The organism is Pontixanthobacter aquaemixtae (assembly GCF_009827395.1).
GTDB classification, from domain to species: Bacteria; Pseudomonadota; Alphaproteobacteria; order Sphingomonadales; family Sphingomonadaceae; genus Pontixanthobacter; species Pontixanthobacter aquaemixtae.
This window is the reverse complement of the sequence record NZ_WTYX01000001.1, coordinates 1,373,610-1,391,119: the sequence shown is the minus strand read 5'-3', so window position 1 is coordinate 1,391,119 and position 17,510 is coordinate 1,373,610. Positions and strand designations below refer to the sequence as shown.

Here is a 17,510-nt window from a genome sequence, read left to right as displayed (position 1 = left end):
CGATGAAGATCGCCATGCTGGCTCGCAATCCGAACCTCTATTCGCACAAGCGATTGGTAGAGGCGGCGGAAGCGCGCGGCCATTCGCTCAATATTCTCAACACTTTGCGGTGCACGGTAAATATCGCCAGCCACCGCCCGACGGTCACCTATAATGGAGAGACCTTGACGGGTTACGATGCGGTAATCCCGCGCATCGGCGCGTCGATCACCAATTATGGCCTCGCGGTTCTCAGGCAGTTTGAAATGAGCGGCGTGTGGCCGCTCAATGAAAGCGTCGCAATCGGCCGCAGCCGGGACAAGCTGCGGAGCATGCAGATCCTGGCCAAATACGGGCTCGGCCTGCCGCTGACAGCCTATGCCAATGACCCGAAACAGGCGGAAGAGATCATCAAAGCGGTCAATGGCCCGCCGGTGGTCATCAAGTTGCTTGAGGGGACGCAGGGTATCGGTGTCGTGCTGGCGGAAACGCTGAAAGGCGGTGCGTCGATTATCGAGGCATTCCGCGGCGCCAATGTGAACATTCTGGTCCAAGAATTCATCAAGGAAGCCGGCGGCGCGGATATCCGCTGTCTGGTGGTAGGCGGCAAAGTCGTCGCGGCGATGAAACGACAGGGGGCAGAGGGCGAATTCCGCAGCAATTTGCACCGTGGCGGCACCGCGCAGCTGATCAAAATCACCCCCGAAGAACGCTCAACCGCGGTCCGCGCGGCAAAACATATGGGCCTGAATGTGTGCGGCGTGGATCTGCTCCGCAGCAATCACGGACCGGTGATTATGGAAGTGAACTCGTCGCCCGGACTGGAAGGTATCGAAAATGCGACGGGCAAGGATGTCGCCGGGATGATCATCGACTTCATCGCCGCAAATGCAAAGCCGGGAAAGACAAAGACGAAGGGTAAGGGCTAACTAGCCGGCAGTATTGTTGAACCGTCAAATATCAATATATTTGATCCGTTCCAGCAACCAGCGATGACTTCCCCCTTTTGGTCGCCATTAAGGTCGGCGATTTCAAGTGCTGCTGGACGGAAGCAAGCCTGTATTTTACCCAGCCTTTTACCGTCGTGAGAGAGAATTTGTATCTGGTCGCTTCCCCAAAGCCCGACAATGATTTCGTCTCTGCCGTCCCCATCAAGATCGCCCGTTGCCAATTCTGTTGCATCGTCGAATGCAACGGGCGTGGACTCCAGTTTTGAAAACCGGCCATCGACCTGCGACCACATTACTACGCCATCGCCCATTATCGCCACTACATCTGCTACGCCATCATTATCGAGATTGGCACTGCGGGCCATAACCGCGCCTCGCGCATCACCGATCACCGCAAGCGCTAATCCGGAGGAAAGGTCAAGTTGGCTAACCCGGTTTGCTCTAGGGCTAGGTACGAGCACGCGTGTACCGGTTTCGGACGGGAGAATTCCCAGCCGATAATAGGGAAACTCGCCGACGTTGGCTTGGATTGATGGTTCAAAGCCATTTGACTTGCCAAACATCACTGAAATGCTGTCGCTATCAGAACTATCCGAGGCAATGTCAATGAAGCCGTCGTCGTTGAAATCTGCGACGGCGACACTGTGCAAGTGCGGTCGAGCCGCCATGTTGAAAGGTGATCGTTCCGCCTCTGTAAAGCTTCCGTCTCCTGAATTGATAATTATAGTTACGCTGGAAGTTTCGTGATTTGCCACCACGAGATCGACTGATCCATCACCGTCTATGTCTGCATCGGCGATGTCTGCAGGTTCGTTCCCGGCTGGGTAATCAACGCGCGAAAATGCGCCATCCTCTTGTTGGAGAAGAATCGAGACGGAATCACTATCGGCATTGGCCACGGCAATATCGATCCTGCCATCGCCGTTGAAATCGGCAGTAGTGATTGCCCTCGGCCGCTCACCCACAGCGAAAGATGTGCCTGATGCGGTATCAAGGGTAGGCTGGGCACTTGAGCAGGACGGCGACGCAAAGACGGCGAGAACTGTAATCAGTTGTTTCTTCACTATTGCCACGCTCCCTCAAGGTAATTCCATTAGCTAGCAATCCTCGAAGATTGGCGGGCTTTGATTGATCCTACCTGAACGGCGGCTCGTTGAAGGCGCGCAATTTGCGTGAGTGCAGCCGGTTGCCTTCTTCGTGAAGGCGTTTGCAGGCCGTCACACCGATTTTCAGGTGGGCGCTGATTGCCTCTTCGTAGAACTTGTTGGCTTGGCCGGGCAGCTTGATTTCGCCGTGAAGCGGCTTGTCGCTGACGCAAAGAAGCGTGCCATAGGGTACGCGGAAGCGGTATCCCTGCGCGGCAATCGTCGCGCTTTCCATATCGATGCCAACCGCGCGGCTGAGCGAGAGCCGTTTGGCGCTGCTGGTATAGCGCAATTCCCAGTTGCGGTCGTCGGTGGTCACGACCGTACCGGTGCGCATCCGCTTCTTGAGGTCCGCGCCGTGGGTGCCGCTGACTTCTTCCGCTGCGCCCGCCAAGGCTTGTTGGACCTCCGCAATCGCGGGGAGAGGGATTTCAGGAGGCAGCACCGGATCGAGCACATGATCATCGCGCAAATATGCGTGGGCAAGAACATAATCGCCGATTTTCTGCGAAGGCCGCAAACCTCCGCAGTGCCCGATCATCAGCCAGGCCTCTGGGCGAAGAACCGCAAGGTGATCGCAAATGGTCTTGGCGTTGGACGGGCCAACCCCGATATTGACCAGAGTAATCCCGCAGCCGCCCTCGCTGATCAGGTGATAGGCCGGCATCTGGTGCTTGCGCCATGCGGTGTCTGACAATTGGCGGCTGGCATTCTTGGTCGATTGTTCAAGATACAGCCCGCCTGCACCGGCGAGCGCGCGATAACCGTTGCTGCCCAATTGTTCGCCCGCCCAGTCAACGAATTCATCGACATAGCGGTGATAATTGGTGAACAGGATGAAGCGTTGGAAATGCTTGGTGTCTGTCCCCGTATAATGCGCAAGCCGCGCGAGCGAGAAGTCGGTCCGCAGCCCGTCAAACAGCGAGAGCGGGATCGACTCCCCGCTGTCATCGATCTCTATCCCGTCGGCGAGTTCATCGCCGATATCGGCCAATTCGGTCGAGGGGAAATGGCGTGCGATTTCTTGCGGGCTGATGCCGGCCAGTTCCGCAGCGACATCACCATCGAGCACATAGGGAAAGGGGATTTCCTGCGTTGAGGTGCGCGCTTCGAGCTCGACATCATAATCGCTGCCGATCAGCTCAAGCTGGTCGCGCAGATATTCTGCAAACATTGCCGGGCGGGTGACCGTTGTCGCGTAGGTTCCCGGTTCATTGAGCCGCCCGAAAGCGCGGCTGCGGTCTTCGGGCTGGGTGCCCCCTTTGAACCGCATGACCAGTTCGGGATAGGCATAGCTGCCATCGGTGCGGCGGGTTTTCGAGGGGAGGGAGCCATCTCGGCCAAAAGCCATCACATCGTTGCGCAGGTGCTCGACAGAGGCATTATACAGGCGATCCAGATCGCCAATGATTGTTTCGATTGATTTCATCTCGGGCAGTTAGCGTGTTTTTTGTTTCAATTCAAAGTCTCTCCTCATCCCCGCGACGGCCGGGATGGAGGCTGTTACAAAAAAGGCGCGGGTCCCGAAGGAGCCGCGCCTCTTTTTTGTTGTGCCGAAGCCGGAGATTAGTCTTCAGATTTCTCTTCGGCAGCTTCTTCAGCCGGTGCCTCTTCAGCGGCAGGGGCTTCTTCAGCAGCATCTGCTTCAGGAGCAGCGCCGTCTTCGAACAGTTCGGCCGGGATTTCACCAGGCTCCAGGCTCGGGTCGCGGGCCGGTGCATTGGCAGCCGCCGCTTCTTCGATTTCCCGCTGTTCGTCTTCGAACATCTGCGCGAGAACGTCGACACCCTGGCTTTGCAGCTCAGCTTCGTCGTCGCTGCGGGCCACGTTGGCTTTCACAGTGACTTCGACTTCCGGGTGCAGGCGAACCATCACATCGAACATGCCGATGGTCTTGATCGGATGGCCAAGAATGATCGATTTCTTGTCCACGTCATGGCCTTTTTCGGCCAAGCCGTTGAAGATGTCGCGAACGGTTACCGAACCGTAGAGCTGGCCCGAGTTGGACGACGCACGGATCAGAACGATCTCTGTACCATCAACCTTCTCACCGGCTTTTTCTGCGTCGGTACGCTTTTCAGCGTTTTCTTTTTCAAGACGTTCGCGATTGGCTTCGAAAACAGCCTTGTTCGCATCATTGGCGCGAAGGGCTTTCTTGTTTGGCAGCAGATAGTTGCGCGCATAACCGTCTTTCACGGTTACCACGTCACCGATTGTGCCAAGCTTCTCAACACGTTCGAGGAGAATAATATCCATCGATCTTCTCCTTACTTCACGAGGTAGGGCAGCAGGCCGATATGGCGTGCGCGCTTGATTGCCTTGGCCAGCTCGCGCTGCTTCTTGGCGGATACTGCGGTGATCCGGCTAGGAACGATCTTGCCGCGTTCGGACATGAAGCCCTGCAGCAGACGTACGTCTTTATAGTCGATCTTTGGGGCATTCTTACCCGAGAACGGGCAAGTTTTGCGGCGGCGGAAGAAAGGACGTGCCATTAGCTGCGCTCCTCACGGTCGGACCGGCGCTTCTTGTCGCGGTCATTTTTGCGCATCATTACCGACGGGCCTTCTTCCGGCTCGTCCATACGGATCGTCATGTAACGGATCACGTCTTCGTTGATGCGGGTCTGGCGTTCGAGTTCTGCAACAACGGAGCCGGGGCCCTCGATGTTGAGCATCACGAAATGCGCTTTGCGGTTACGGTCAATCTTGTAGGCAAGATTTTTCAGGCCCCAAGTTTCGGTCTTGGTGACTTTGCCGTCATTCTGTTCGATAATTTCTGTGGCCGATGCGGCCAGCGCGTCCACCTGAGACTGGCTCAGATCCTGACGCGCGAGAAATACATGCTCGTAATGAGCCATGCTCTCGTTCCTTCACATTGTAATGCCGATCGCTGGCTGATCCGCACAATTGCGGGGCCCCTCCGGCTTTCTTCAGTTTCCCCTTCGAAAAAGGGAAGGTGCGCTAATAGCGGGATTTGGCAGGATTGCAAGGCGGGAAAACGGTTTCTTTGCCGCATTGCGGATCGGGCAAAACGGCGAATTGGTTAACAAATTCAAACCTGTTTGTCCGTTCAATACAATAACAATTTTCCCGAATCAGTAAATTGATCCTCGTTCATTACTGCAAATGCGGGATTTTACTGGATCATGGCGTATAAAATTATTGCTTTTGATGGCGGGGGAATGCGTGGCTTGGTGTCCGCGCTGTTGCTGAATGAGCTCGATCCGAAAGGGGATCTGGTCAAATCGACAGACCTGTTCGCCGGAACCGCGTCGGGCGCGTCGCTGGCATTGGCGTTGGCAGATGATGTTCCGCTCGAAACGATCATCGATCTTTATCGCCACGATGGCGAAGCGATTTTTGAAGAGGCCGCGGCCGGTCCCGATATTTCTGATACGCTTAATGCAGAAGACCGCAAACTGCACGATGCAGTCACGGTTAGGGCCGAAGCGGCGGCGGCCAGCGGTTCCAATGAATCGGTCTTTCGCGCCAAATACAAACCCGAAAATCTGCGCAGCACGCTTGGCGCAATTTTTGGCGCGGCGAAGCTCTGCGAAGTGCCTAGATCGTCTGCGCAGGTCGTGGTCAACGCTCTGCAGCTATGGTCTGCGGATGAAAAGCAATGGACCCCAGTCTCGATCGGTAGCGGCCGCCAGGATCCATTTGCTGAAATGCTGATGGTCGATGCGGCGATGTGTTCTGGGGCAACGCCGACCTATTTCCCGCCGCATGCACCCGCATTGCCGCAAAACAACCAATGGGGCCATTTTGCCGGCGGCGGCATGTTCGCCAACAACCCGTCAGCATCGGCCATTTCTTATGCGGCGGAGCATTTCCGCGCCGATGTCGCGGATATCCGCCTGCTTTCCATAGGCACCGGCAAAGCGCCTTGCGGTATCCGGCCCAAAGAGGTTGGAAATCCGGGCCGGTGGGGCGTGCTAGAATGGCTGAGGCCCATGTCGCGCAAGAATTCTGTGCCCGCAACGCCATTGATCGAGGCGGCGCTGAGCGCGTCTGCCACATCGTGCGAACAGCACGCGAAACGGATGCTAGGTGACCGCTATATCCGCGCAAATCTGGAACTGGAGCACGACTACGCTCTCGATAATTGGCAAGATGTGGCCGTTCTGGAAGAGGCGGTTGCGGACTTTGTCCAAACCGATGCCTGGGATGTGATTGTCGACGCGGTGTATGATTATTGGAACAATCCTGATCCCCTGGCCGCGCCAATCGAGGTCAACAGCCCCACTAACACGAAATCCTGGCTTGCATCCCTGTTTGCCTAGGCTTCTGGTAGTGGTGGGTAGCCGTCAATGCGGCCCTCGCCAAACCGCTGAATGATGGTTAGGGACCTGGCCTGACTATCATTCAGCGGAGATACTGCACGTGCCAGGCGGATTGGTTGCCCTTTTAGACGACGTTTCAATCATTGCGCGAACCGCGGCCGCTTCGGTGGATGATATTGCCGCTGCTGCGGGACGCGCAGGGTCGAAGACCGCCGGTGTGGTGATAGACGACGCGGCGGTAACACCGTCTTACGTCACCGGCCTGTCTCCCGCGCGCGAATTGCCTATTATCTGGTCGATCACCAAGGGAAGTTTCAAGAACAAGCTGCTGATATTGCTGCCGGGTGCGATATTGCTCAGCGAGTTTTTGCCCAGTGCGATCATCTTCATCTTGATGCTGGGCGGGGCCTATCTCAGCTATGAAGGCGCAGAGAAAGTTCTGGAAAAGCTTGGCGGCGAAAAGCACGGCAAGACGGTTGAGGATGTCATCGACGATCCGGCCAAGTTCGAGAAGGAACGGATTTCGGGGGCCATCCGGACCGATCTGATCCTCTCTGCCGAAATTATGGCGATAACGCTAAATGAACTGACCGATCTCACCGAATGGTGGCAGCGCGGCCTGGCTCTGGCAGTGGTCGCAATTGCAGTGACCGTCGCGGTGTACGGGACAGTGGCGCTGATCGTGAAGATGGATGATGTGGGCTTGTCTCTGACCAAACGGCCCGGTGAGTTTGCCCAAGCGCTCGGCCGCGGACTGGTCGCAGCCATGCCCAAACTGCTGGTCACGCTTTCCTTTATCGGGACGATCGCGATGCTGTGGGTCGGCGGCGGGATCTTGCTGCATGGCACGCACGAATTGGGCATTCACGGACTGTATGATCTGACACATGGAATTGAGGCGGCTGTCGAAGGCGCAACGGGGCCGTTTGGCGGTTTTCTGGGTTGGCTGACTTTCGCAGGCTTGTCGGCGCTGGTCGCGCTGATTGTTGGGTGGATCATCGTTCTTGTGCTGCACAAAGTGTTCAAGATGGGACACGGCCCGGGCGATGCGGAAGCGCATTGATGACGGCTAGCTGGCGGCCCACACTTTTCACCTCTCAGGGCTCGCGCGGGTTACGTGCGACATGGGCAGCTTGCGAAGCCGGGGTAGAGCTTGATTTGCACATGCTGCCTTTCCCGCCGCGTTTCCTGAAACCCGAATATCTCGAGGAAAATCCGCTGGGGACAATTCCCCTTTTGGTTGACGGGGACACTCGCATGACCGAAAGCTGTGCAATCGCCCACTATCTGGCGGTTAAAGGTGCTGCGCCATCGCTGGTGGTCAGCGCAGATGAGCCGGATTGGGCCGAGTATCTCGATTTCACCTATCACGCGGATGCGACCATCACATTTCCGCAGACGGTCTATTTGCGCTTTGCGAAGTTCGAAAAAGACAAGGGGTTCGAGGAAGCCGGGATTGCCTATGGCAAGTGGTTTGGCAAGCGATTGATCAAAGTTGAGCAGCGGCTGAGCGATCGCGAATTCTTGTGTAGGAGCCGCTTCACCGTCGCCGATATCTGCGTCGGCTATGCTCTCTATCTGGCAAACCGTATCGGTTTGGCGGAATATATCACCCCGCGATTGGCTGACTATCTTGAAACGCTGATGCGGCGTGACGGGTTTCAGAAGGCGATGTTGCTCGAAAAGGCCGGTGCAGAGGCAGTCGGCGTACATTCGGCGGTGGGTTAGAGCGCGGTCAGCAATTCCTTGGCAAATTTGGTCAGCGTATCATCGCGCGCGCCCATTATCACCACGCGGTCGCCCGGTTTGGCGATTGACTGGATCAGCTTGCCGCAATCCTCGCGGCTGGGGACGTGATCGGCCAATCCGCCTTCATCCTTGATCAGGTCGACAATTCGCTCGCTGCCCAGGCTGCGGTCGACTGTCCCGCCAAAATAGACCGGATCGCACATGATCGTGATGTCATCGGGACCAAGTTCATGCGCGAAGGTTTCGGCGAGTTCGTGCCCCATCTGGCGCAGCGGGCCATATCCGTGCGGCTGAAAGAATGCGATTACGCGGCCTTCGTGGGTTTTGAGAGTGCGCAAAGTCGCAGCGCATTTTTCCGGATTGTGGCCGAAATCATCGATCACCGTTATGCCGCTCTCGCTGGTTCCGATAATATCGAAACGGCGTGCCAGGCCGGCAAATTCAGCGATGGCGGCAACTGCCTTGGCAACCGGCACACCTGCCGCAACGGCGCCTGCAATCGCCGCAAGCGCGTTCGAAAGATTGTGTCTGCCGGGCAAACCCAGAACCAGCGGATGCTCGCTGCCGTCATGCCGGTCGATCACCGTCGCGGCCTGCCTTACGGGGCCATCGGCGATGCTGCCCGGAACAATACCGATTTGTGTCTTTTCCTGATCGATCCCAAACGTGATCGCTTCTTTGGCGCGCGGGAGAAGCGCCAATGCTTCTGCATTGTCGGCGTTAATCACGGCTACTCCGCTTCGCGCAAGGAAATCGCCAAACAAAACGCGCAGCTCTTCCATACTCTTATGGTCGAGGCTGACATTGAGCAGCACGCCGACTGCAGGGCGATAGAGCGCGATCGAACCGTCGCTTTCGTCGACTTCGCTAACAAATGCACCGGGACCGCCTACGATGGCGCTGGCGAAAGGGCGGTCCTCTGTGACGAAGTTCTTCATCACCGCACCGTTCATGATCGTCGGATCATTGCCCGCCGCGTGCATGATCCAGCCGAGCATACCGGTGACCGTCGATTTTCCGCTGGTACCGCCAATCGCAATGCCCGCGCCCGAGGTATTGAACAGGATCGACAGCAATTCCGCGCGGCTCATCCGCAAACAGCCAAGCTCGTTCGCGCGGACCACTTCGGGGACGGTATCTTCCACCGCTGCAGAGGCGACCAATATCTGGTCGGCAGACACCATTCCGCTGCCATCCTGCGGGTGAAGCGCGAATCCCTGGCTTTCCAGCGCGGCAAATTTTTCCGGTGTCCGGCCTTGGTCTCTGCTGCGATCCGATCCGGCCACGCTTGCGCCGCGGCCCTTCAGGATCTGCGCGAGAGGCAACATACCCGATCCGCCAATGCCGCAGAAAAAGAAGGGACGGGCCAAAAGCTCTTCGTAAGTGGGGAATTCGCTCATGCGCGGTGCGGTATGCAGTTGTGCGAGAGCTTGCAAGCGGGCAAACGGTAGCAATGGTGAAAGTTGCAATATGCGCGCCGGGAAAACGTCTGGAGCTGGAGCGGGCCGATGCCGTTCGCGATATGGTGGCGGATGATCCTGATATAGAGCTTCATTTCCATGAGCAGTGCTTTGCCCGGCATGGCCATTTTGCCGGAGATGACGCCACACGGCTTGGCGCTTTTCTCGATTGTGCAAATGATCCGGAATTCGACGCGGTCTGGTTCGCGATGGGTGGGTACGGCGCCAACAGAATTGCCGCCGGTGCGATTGCCGGCATGAAAGATGCGGCCAAGACCAAGACATTTCTTGGCTATTCGGACACCGGTTACTTGCTTGCAGCCTTGTACCGCGCGGGCATTGGCAGGCCGGTTCACGGTCCGATGGTGGGCGATATCAAGCGCGATGGCGGTGAAAAGGCCGTCGGGCGCAGTCTGGATTGGCTGAAAGGCGGCGGGGTCGGATTGGAACCCACGCTGGGCGGGCAGCCGCATGTGGCTTTCAACCTGACAACTTTGGCAATGCTGGTCGGAACCGACTTGATGCCCGATCTCACCGGGCATGTGGTAATGGTGGAAGAAGTTTCCGAGCATCTATACGCAGTTGACCGGCTGTTTTTTCATATTTCCCAGCATCTTGCGGGTGTCGCTGGGATCAAACTGGGCCGGATTTCCGATGTTCCGGAAAATGATCGTCCGTTCGGTTCGAACCCGGAAGAAATCGCCCGCTACTGGTGCGGGAAATCGGGAATTCCCTATCTTGGCTTCGCCGATATCGGCCATGATGCAGCCAACACAATCGTGCCCTTCGGGCTTGCGGGAAGCGTCACTGGCGCATAGTTCGCTGCTCACAAAGCGGGCTATCGATAAATGCGCGCAGCAGGAGGTTTGAATGAGAGCTTTTGTTTTCCCGGGGCAAGGGAGCCAAAAAGTCGGAATGGGCGCAGAGCTGGCCGATGCCAGCAAAGCTGCGCGCGCTGTGTTTGAAGAAGTCGATGATGCGCTGTCGCAAAATTTGTCGACAATCATGCGCGACGGGCCCGCGGAAGAATTGACGCTGACCGCCAATGCGCAGCCGGCAATTATGGCCAATGCTATTGCGACCTTGCGGGTGCTGGAACAAGATTTCGGCATTGTGTTGAGCGATGTTGGCAGCTGTGTCGCGGGGCATTCGCTCGGCGAATATACCGCTTTGTGTGCCGCAGGTTCGTTCACGCTAGCTGACACGGCGCGCCTGTTGAAACTGCGCGGTGAAGCGATGCAGGCCGCCGTTCCGGTAGGTGTCGGCGCAATGTGCGCGCTGCTTGGTGCTGATGTCGAAAAGGCGCTCGCGCTGGCAGAAGCTGCGGCAGAGGGTGAAGTGTGCGAACTGGCCAATGATAACGACCCGACACAGGTTGTATTGTCAGGCCATTCGGGCGCAATCGAACGCGCTGTCGGTCTGGTGAAAGACCACGGGATCAAGCGCGGCGTTCCGCTGCCCGTTTCAGCGCCGTTTCACTGCTCGCTGATGCAGCCCGCCGCAGACGCCATGGCGGAAGCTTTGGCTGAAACATCGCCGGGGAGCATGTCTCTGCCCATTTACGCCAACGTTACCGCGGCACTGGTCGATGATCCGGCAGAAGAACGCGATCTGTTGGTAGAGCAGGTTACGGGCCGCGTTCGCTGGCGCGAAAGCGTGCTGGCCATGCGCGCGGCCGGTACGCAGCATTTCGTCGAGCTGGGCGGAAAAGTGCTGGGCCCGATGATTGGCCGGATCGACAAGGAAGCGCAGGTTTCCAGCATTGTCACGATGGAACAGATTGAAGAACTTGCAAAGGAAATTGGCTGATGTTCGACCTCACCGGAAAAACCGCATTGGTAACGGGCGCGAGCGGGGGCATCGGCTCTGCAATTGCCTACGCGCTGGCCGCGCAAGGCGCACGGCTGGCCTTGTCGGGGTCCAACGGAGACAAGCTGCGCGTCTTTCGCGAGCAGCTGAATGACGAAATTGGCGGCGATCATGTGGAGATCACCTGCAATCTGTCCGATGGCGACAGTGTGGAGCAATTGGTTCCCGCAACGGTCGATACGCTGGGCAAGATGGACATTCTGGTCAACAATGCCGGCATCACCCGCGACAACCTCGCGATGCGGATGAAGGACGAAGAGTGGGATCAGGTGATGAAAGTCAACCTCGAGGCTGCCTTTCGTCTGATGCGGGCCAGCGCCCGCCCGATGATGAAAGCGCGCCATGGCCGGATCATCAACATCACCAGCGTGGTGGGAAGCACGGGCAATCCCGGGCAGATGAATTATGCTGCGGCGAAAGCGGGCCTGGTCGGCATGTCCAAAAGCCTGGCTCAGGAACTCGCGTCGCGCGGGATTACGGTGAATTGTATCTCGCCAGGCTTCATCCGCACCGCCATGACCGATGAATTGCCCGATGCGCAAAAAGAAGCGCTCAACGCCAAGATACCGATGGGCCGGATGGGCGAGGGTGAGGATATCGGTGCGGCTGTCGCCTATCTCGCCTCTAACGAAGCAGGCTACATGACGGGTCAAACACTGCACGTGAATGGCGGCATGGCCATGCTGGGCTAGTGATTTGGCCGTTTATCCCCAAGGAATCGGCCAAACATCCCCCTTATCGCAGGGTGCAGCCTTGCCCCAAAGGCGCTCAACGCTAAGGATATTTGTGACTTTACCGGCGCAGGCTGGCGATTCCGGCCACCCGCGCGCAAAAGGGAATTGATACGCGATGAAGGCCACAATCGAACGCGCTACACTGCTGCGCTGTTTGTCCCACGTGCAATCTGTGGTCGAACGCCGCAACACCATTCCGATCCTGTCGAACGTGCTGATCGAAGCCGAAGAGGGCGGGGCCGTGAAAGTCATGGCGACCGACCTTGACCTGCAAGTGATCGAGAACATGTCGGCCGCATCGGTGGATACGGCGGGCTCGATTACCGTCTCGGCCCATCTGTTGTTCGATATTGCGCGCAAGCTGCCCGAGGGAAGCCAGGTCAGCCTGGAAGCCGCCGACAACCGGATGGCGATCAAGGCAGGCCGCAGTCGCTTCTCGCTGCCTACGCTGCCACGCGATGACTTCCCGGTGATTGTCGAAGGTGATTTGCCGACAAGCTTTGAACTGCCCGCGAAATTGCTTGCCGAGTTGATCGACCGCACGCGTTTTGCGATTTCAACCGAGGAAACCCGCTACTACCTCAACGGCATTTTCTTCCACGTATCGGATGAAGACAAGCCGGTGCTGAAAGCAGCGGCAACAGACGGACACCGTCTTGCGCGATTTACCATCGATCAGCCGGATGGCGCGGAGGGCATGCCCGATGTGATTGTCCCGCGCAAAGCGGTGGCGGAATTGCGCAAGCTGCTCGAAGAAGCGCTTGACGGGAATGTCCAGATTGACCTGTCAGCCAGCAAGATCCGCTTCACGCTGGGCGGCGAAGGCGGTGTTGTTCTTACATCGAAACTGATCGACGGAACATTCCCCGATTACACCCGCGTCATTCCGACGGGGAATGACAAGCTGCTGAAAATCGATCCGACCAGCTTCTTTGCCGGTGTTGACCGTGTTGCGACTATCGCCACCGAGAAAACCCGCGCGGTTAAGATGGGCCTCGAAACCGACAAGGTTATTTTGTCGGTGACCAGCCCTGACAATGGCACCGCGACCGAAGAAGTCGCCGCGCAATATGGCTCTGACGGGTTCGAGATCGGCTTCAATGCCAACTATCTCAAAGATATTCTCAGCCAGATCGACAGTGACGAGGTGGAACTGCATCTCGCCGATGCGGGTGCGCCAACTCTGATCCGCAAGGATGACAAGAGCCCGGCGCTCTATGTGCTGATGCCCATGCGCGTCTAACACGCGGGTCGGGCATGGAAGTTCTGCTTTTTTTGCCCGTTTTCCTGATTGGTTTTGGAGCGATCTGGCTCGGGGTTACCGCGCTGTTGGGTGCGCTTTCGGGTTGGTCATCAATCGAATCCAGATATCCCGACAATTCCCGCGACAGAACGTTGGAAACGCTGCGGTTCCAATCGGGTTCGATCGGCTATCTCTGGATGGGCGGCGTGCAATATCGCGGCTGCTTGCGGCTGGATATTTGCCAAACCGGATTGAGGGTCAGCGTGAGCCGGTTTCTGGGCCCGTTCTCGCGGCCCTTCTTCGTCCCCTGGGGCGATATCCGGACCGAGAAAGTGCAATTGCTGTTCGTTCCCGCCATCCGGCTGTGCCTGGGCTTGCCCGAAGCGGGAAGGCTTGCGGTAACGCACCGGTGCGCGCGTAAAATTGCGAGCGCCAGCGAAGGCCGGTTCAAACTGCCGCAAGAATCGTGACAGCGCCCGTCAAAATCTACGGCCCCGTCATTTCCACCTATGTCCGCGTGGTCCAGATCGTCTGCGAGGAGGCGGGGCTCGCGCATGAGGTTATTCCGACAGCTGCCCATGCGCCCGAAAACCGCCATCCCTTTGGCAAAGTCCCGCTTGTCGAGATTGACGGGCTGGAGCTCTACGAAACGCATTCGATCGCCAACTATATCGACAACGCGCACAATGGCGGCGCTTTGCAACCGGCAGATCCGGCGCAGCGGGCGGTGGTGGAACGGTGGATTTCGGTTGGCAATTCCTATCTTTTCCCGCTGTTTGAGCGCGGATTGGTGATGCCCTACATCATGCATCGCTATGCCAAGATGGATCTCGACAAGGCGCGGATTGCCAAGGCCTTGCCCGACATTGCCAAGACTTTGTCTTTCCTCGATCTGGAATTGCAGAAAGATGGCGCATGGACATCGGCTGGTTTCACGCTGGCCGATATATTCCTTCACTGTATTCTAAGGGGCGTTGAATCGACGCCAGAGGGCGGGGCAGGCATGGCGCAAATGCAGGTTTTGCCGCTGTGGATGGCATCATGCCGCGCGCGCCCTTCGATCGCCGCTACGGCATGGCCGGGGGAGCAGGCGGACACATAAATCGCCCGCAATTCTCGCTCGCAAGACCGGTTTCAAATCGCTACGCTCCTGCAAAACGATCAGGAGAGAAGCCATGAGCCAAGCCGTTTACGTGACCCGCGACAATCCGTCCGATGCCAAGACCGTCGATGTTGCTGGCGGTGAACTGTCCGAAGGTGCGGTGCGGCTGAAGATAGAGAGCTTTGCGGTCACCGCCAACAATGTCACCTATGCGGTGGCGGGCGACCGGTTCGGCTATTGGAATTTCTTCCCGGCATCGGGAGACGATGGCATCGTGCCGATGTGGGGCCATGCCGTGGTCGAGGCATCGAACCATGATGGTTTTGCTGCGGGAGAGCGCGTCTATGGTTATATCCCGATGGGCACGCATCTGACTGTCATGCCGGGAAAAGTCACAGCGCATGGCTTCGTCGATCTGGCCGAGCACCGCCAACCAATGAGCCCGATTTACAACCAATATTCGCGCCTTGCCGCCGATCCGGAACATGATCCGTCGAAAGAGGCGGAGCGGATGATCTTTGGCCCGCTGTTCAAAACCGGTTTTCTGATCGAGAATTTCATGCGCCGCGAAAACTGGTTCGGGGCAGAGGCGGTGATCTTGACCAGTGCCTCTTCCAAAACCGCGATGGGCCTCGCCAGTGTTACCAAGGATCGCTCGCCCGGCACCAGGCGTATCGGCCTGACTTCGGCGGGCAACGTCGCCTTCGTCGAGGGCACGGGGCTGTATGACGAAGTCGTCGCCTATGATCATGTCGCCACGCTTGCCAAAGTCCCAGCGGTTTCGGTCGATTTCGCAGGCAATGCGGGTTTACTCGCTGCGATCCACAGCCACTTTGGGGACGATCTCAAATATTCATGCCTCGTCGGTGCAACGCATATCGAGGCGCGCGGCGGAGCGTTTGGCGGAGGAGAGAAAATGGCCGGGCCCGAACCGGTCCTGTTCTTCGCACCGGATCATGCCGTCGCATTGTTTAAAGACCTTGGACCGGAAGAAGCGGCCAAACAGGTGGCTGTCAGCTGGCACAAATTCCTCAGCGATGTCGATGGCACGGTGGCGGTGGATATCCGCAATGGTATCGACGCGGCGCGCGAAGTGTTTGTCTCGATGATGGGCGGTAACGTAGATCCCTCACAAGGGATTGTCATTCACCCCTAAGGTGCCGCAGACCAGCTATCTCACAAGTCCGCGCAAAGTCCGCATTTACTCGGCAGCTTCCGCCAATGCGGCGTGCTGCGGACCGCGGATAAGGCCGCCGGGCGTTTCGCCGGTCCATTGGCCGCCCTTGAAGGTGACTTTGCCGTTTTTGATGGTGCAGACATAGCCATCGGCCTTTTGCAACAGGCGCTTACCGCCCGCAGGAAGATCGAAAGCCAACCACGGTTTGCCCAGCTTGATCGCGTCAAAATCGATGATGTTGAGATCGGCAAGATAGCCGGGGGCAAGGATGCCGCGATCTTCCAGCCCATAGAGCCGCGCCGTATCGCTGCATTGGCGCTTGATCGCATTTTCCAGCGTGATCCGGTCGCCGCGTTTGCGATCGCGAACCCAATGTTCGAGCATGAATGTGGGGCTTGCTGCATCGCAGATCGTACCGCAATGCGCGCCGCCATCGGACAGCGAATTCACCGTGTCATCGGCATGCTGGAGCGGATGGAGGAAATCGAGATTGCCTTCCGCATAGTTCAAAATCGGCAGATAGATGAAGCCTTTGCCATCGTCATCGCAAAGCATGTCATAGGCATATTCCTGCGGATCAACGCCCTTTGCGATGGCGCGCGCATTGACGCTGGCGGTTTCGTCCGGTTCGTAATCGAAATCGGGGTCCATTTCATATTGGAGCGCCCAGCCTTGCGTGACCACCATAAGCACGGGCAGGATATCTTGCGGCGCTTCGGAATAATCATTGGCCTCTGACAAAAGCTGATTCTTGAATTCGGGATCGAGCAGCTTGGCCTTCTGTTCTTCCCATGGCAATTCGGCGATGCTCTGCCAACTTGGTCGATAGACGAACGGGTTCACCGTCCCCTGCCACGCCATGATGATGCCGTTTCCGCGCAAAGCGATCTGCGCCACGATATTGGCGCCATTATCGTTTTGCGCGCGCATCGTCGCGATCTGCTCTTTCAGCGGCATGTCCTTGGCGATGGATTCGAGCGCGGCGAAAGTGACGGGCAGGCCGGTTTCGCGGCTGAGATCGCCCATCCATTCGAATTCGTTCCAGTCGCGCTGGAGGTCGCTGGCCATTTCGAACACGCCATAGCCAACGCGACCCATCGCGCGGCCGATTTTGACAAGCTCGTCAGCGGTCGCGGTGGTGCCCGGAACCAGTTCCCCTTCGACCGATTTGTGCAAAACGGTGCGGCTGGTGGAGAAGCCCAACGCGCCGGCGCGGACGCCCTCCTCGACGATCTGGGACATCTTGGCGATGTCTTCCTCTGTCGGGACAGCGCCGGGCTGCTCGCGATCTTCGAGAACATAAGCGCGCACCGCGCCATGCGGTACATGCGTGCCGATATCGACAGTACGCGGGAGTTTTTCGAGCGCGTCCAGATATTCGGGGAACGTCTCCCAATCCCAGGTGATGCCTTCGGCCAGCGCGGTGCCGGGAATGTCTTCCACCCCTTCCATCAGACTGATCAGCCATTCATGCCGGTCAGGTTTGGCGGGGGCAAAGCCGACGCCGCAATTGCCCATCACCACCGTCGTGACGCCGTGCCAGCTTGAAGGGGCCATTTCCTGATCCCAGGTTGCCTGGCCATCATAATGCGTGTGGATGTCGACAAAGCCGGGTGTGACCAAATGGCCTGCCGCGTCTATTTCTTCCGCCGCATCGCCGCGCACTTCGCCGACTTGGGCAATTAGCCCGTCCTTGATTGCGACATCGCCGGTAAATCGATCTTCTCCGGTTCCATCGACAATGGTTCCACCGCGGATAATCAGGTCAAATGCGGGCATGCTCTCTCTCCCATTTTTATTTGAAACCGATTTAGCAT

The 17,510-nt window shown here is 57.7% G+C and carries 18 protein-coding genes; 11 read left to right on the top strand and 7 right to left on the bottom strand.

The annotated features are described in order from the left end of the window. Positions 1–2 precede the first annotated feature (2 nt). Positions 3–908, top strand: a complete 906-nt coding sequence (gene rimK, locus GRI41_RS06665; RefSeq protein WP_160603949.1) for a 30S ribosomal protein S6--L-glutamate ligase — start codon at positions 3–5, stop codon at positions 906–908. Here rimK and GRI41_RS06660 read toward each other — a convergent pair. From GRI41_RS06660 to rpsF, 5 genes are all read right to left on the bottom strand, one after another. Continuing rightward, complete coding sequence (locus tag GRI41_RS06660) at positions 905–1,993, bottom strand: FG-GAP repeat domain-containing protein (protein ID WP_160603948.1); 1,089 nt, start codon at positions 1,991–1,993, stop codon at positions 905–907. The genes rimK and GRI41_RS06660 overlap by 4 nt on opposite strands. A gap of 70 nt (positions 1,994–2,063) precedes the next feature. Next, positions 2,064–3,503: an AMP nucleosidase gene (locus GRI41_RS06655; protein ID WP_160603947.1), complete on the bottom strand. Its 1,440-nt coding sequence runs from the start codon at positions 3,501–3,503 to the stop codon at positions 2,064–2,066. A 137-nt stretch (positions 3,504–3,640) separates the two neighbouring features. Then, on the bottom strand, positions 3,641–4,330 hold the full coding sequence (gene rplI, locus GRI41_RS06650) for a 50S ribosomal protein L9 (protein WP_160603946.1): 690 nt from the start codon (positions 4,328–4,330) through the stop codon (positions 3,641–3,643). An 11-nt stretch (positions 4,331–4,341) separates the two neighbouring features. After that, on the bottom strand, positions 4,342–4,566 hold the full coding sequence (gene rpsR / locus GRI41_RS06645) for a 30S ribosomal protein S18 (RefSeq protein ID WP_160603945.1): 225 nt from the start codon (positions 4,564–4,566) through the stop codon (positions 4,342–4,344). Continuing rightward, positions 4,566–4,931, bottom strand: a complete 366-nt coding sequence (gene rpsF / locus GRI41_RS06640) for a 30S ribosomal protein S6 (protein WP_160603944.1) — start codon at positions 4,929–4,931, stop codon at positions 4,566–4,568. Before rpsF ends, rpsR begins: the two co-directional genes overlap by 1 nt. Before the next feature lie 288 nt (positions 4,932–5,219). Between rpsF and GRI41_RS06635 the strand changes: the two genes are divergently transcribed. From GRI41_RS06635 to GRI41_RS06625, 3 genes are all read left to right on the top strand, one after another. Beyond that, positions 5,220–6,359, top strand: a complete 1,140-nt coding sequence (locus tag GRI41_RS06635) for a patatin-like phospholipase family protein (protein ID WP_160603943.1) — start codon at positions 5,220–5,222, stop codon at positions 6,357–6,359. Positions 6,360–6,459: 100 nt separating this feature from the next. Beyond that, positions 6,460–7,422, top strand: a complete 963-nt coding sequence (locus GRI41_RS06630) for a DUF808 domain-containing protein (RefSeq protein WP_160603942.1) — start codon at positions 6,460–6,462, stop codon at positions 7,420–7,422. Next, positions 7,422–8,087, top strand: a complete 666-nt coding sequence (locus GRI41_RS06625; protein ID WP_160603941.1) for a glutathione S-transferase family protein — start codon at positions 7,422–7,424, stop codon at positions 8,085–8,087. Before GRI41_RS06630 ends, GRI41_RS06625 begins: the two co-directional genes overlap by 1 nt. Here the strand turns inward: GRI41_RS06625 and GRI41_RS06620 are convergent. Then, the gene (locus GRI41_RS06620) at positions 8,084–9,508 is read right to left on the bottom strand and encodes a glutamate ligase domain-containing protein (protein ID WP_160603940.1); all 1,425 of its coding nucleotides are present in this window, start codon (positions 9,506–9,508) and stop codon (positions 8,084–8,086) included. The genes GRI41_RS06625 and GRI41_RS06620 overlap by 4 nt on opposite strands. A gap of 53 nt (positions 9,509–9,561) precedes the next feature. Between GRI41_RS06620 and GRI41_RS06615 the strand changes: the two genes are divergently transcribed. From GRI41_RS06615 to GRI41_RS06585, 7 genes are all read left to right on the top strand, one after another. Beyond that, positions 9,562–10,386 carry an LD-carboxypeptidase gene (locus GRI41_RS06615; protein WP_160603939.1) on the top strand — a complete coding sequence of 275 codons (825 nt, stop codon included), beginning with the start codon at positions 9,562–9,564 and terminating at the stop codon, positions 10,384–10,386. A 52-nt stretch (positions 10,387–10,438) separates the two neighbouring features. Next, complete coding sequence (fabD, locus tag GRI41_RS06610; RefSeq protein ID WP_160603938.1) at positions 10,439–11,377, top strand: ACP S-malonyltransferase; 939 nt, start codon at positions 10,439–10,441, stop codon at positions 11,375–11,377. After that, a complete protein-coding gene (gene fabG / locus GRI41_RS06605; RefSeq protein ID WP_160603937.1) occupies positions 11,377–12,129 on the top strand; it encodes a 3-oxoacyl-ACP reductase FabG in 753 nt (250 codons plus the stop codon). The genes fabD and fabG overlap by 1 nt, the downstream gene beginning before the upstream one ends. Positions 12,130–12,286: 157 nt before the next feature. Then, a complete protein-coding gene (gene dnaN / locus GRI41_RS06600; protein ID WP_160603936.1) occupies positions 12,287–13,414 on the top strand; it encodes a DNA polymerase III subunit beta in 1,128 nt (375 codons plus the stop codon). A 14-nt stretch (positions 13,415–13,428) separates the two neighbouring features. Then, positions 13,429–13,884, top strand: a complete 456-nt coding sequence (locus tag GRI41_RS06595; RefSeq protein WP_160603935.1) for a hypothetical protein — start codon at positions 13,429–13,431, stop codon at positions 13,882–13,884. Continuing rightward, entirely contained in the window at positions 13,881–14,516 is a 636-nt protein-coding gene (locus GRI41_RS06590) for a glutathione S-transferase family protein (protein WP_160603934.1), read from the top strand. The genes GRI41_RS06595 and GRI41_RS06590 overlap by 4 nt, the downstream gene beginning before the upstream one ends. A 73-nt stretch (positions 14,517–14,589) precedes the next feature. Then, positions 14,590–15,672 carry a DUF2855 family protein gene (locus GRI41_RS06585; RefSeq protein WP_160603933.1) on the top strand — a complete coding sequence of 361 codons (1,083 nt, stop codon included), beginning with the start codon at positions 14,590–14,592 and terminating at the stop codon, positions 15,670–15,672. A gap of 45 nt (positions 15,673–15,717) precedes the next feature. Here GRI41_RS06585 and GRI41_RS06580 read toward each other — a convergent pair whose 3' ends face one another. Continuing rightward, positions 15,718–17,472 (bottom strand): N-acyl-D-amino-acid deacylase family protein, encoded by a 1,755-nt coding sequence (locus GRI41_RS06580; RefSeq protein WP_160603932.1) that lies wholly within the window; start codon positions 17,470–17,472, stop codon positions 15,718–15,720. Positions 17,473–17,510: the final 38 nt, after the last annotated feature.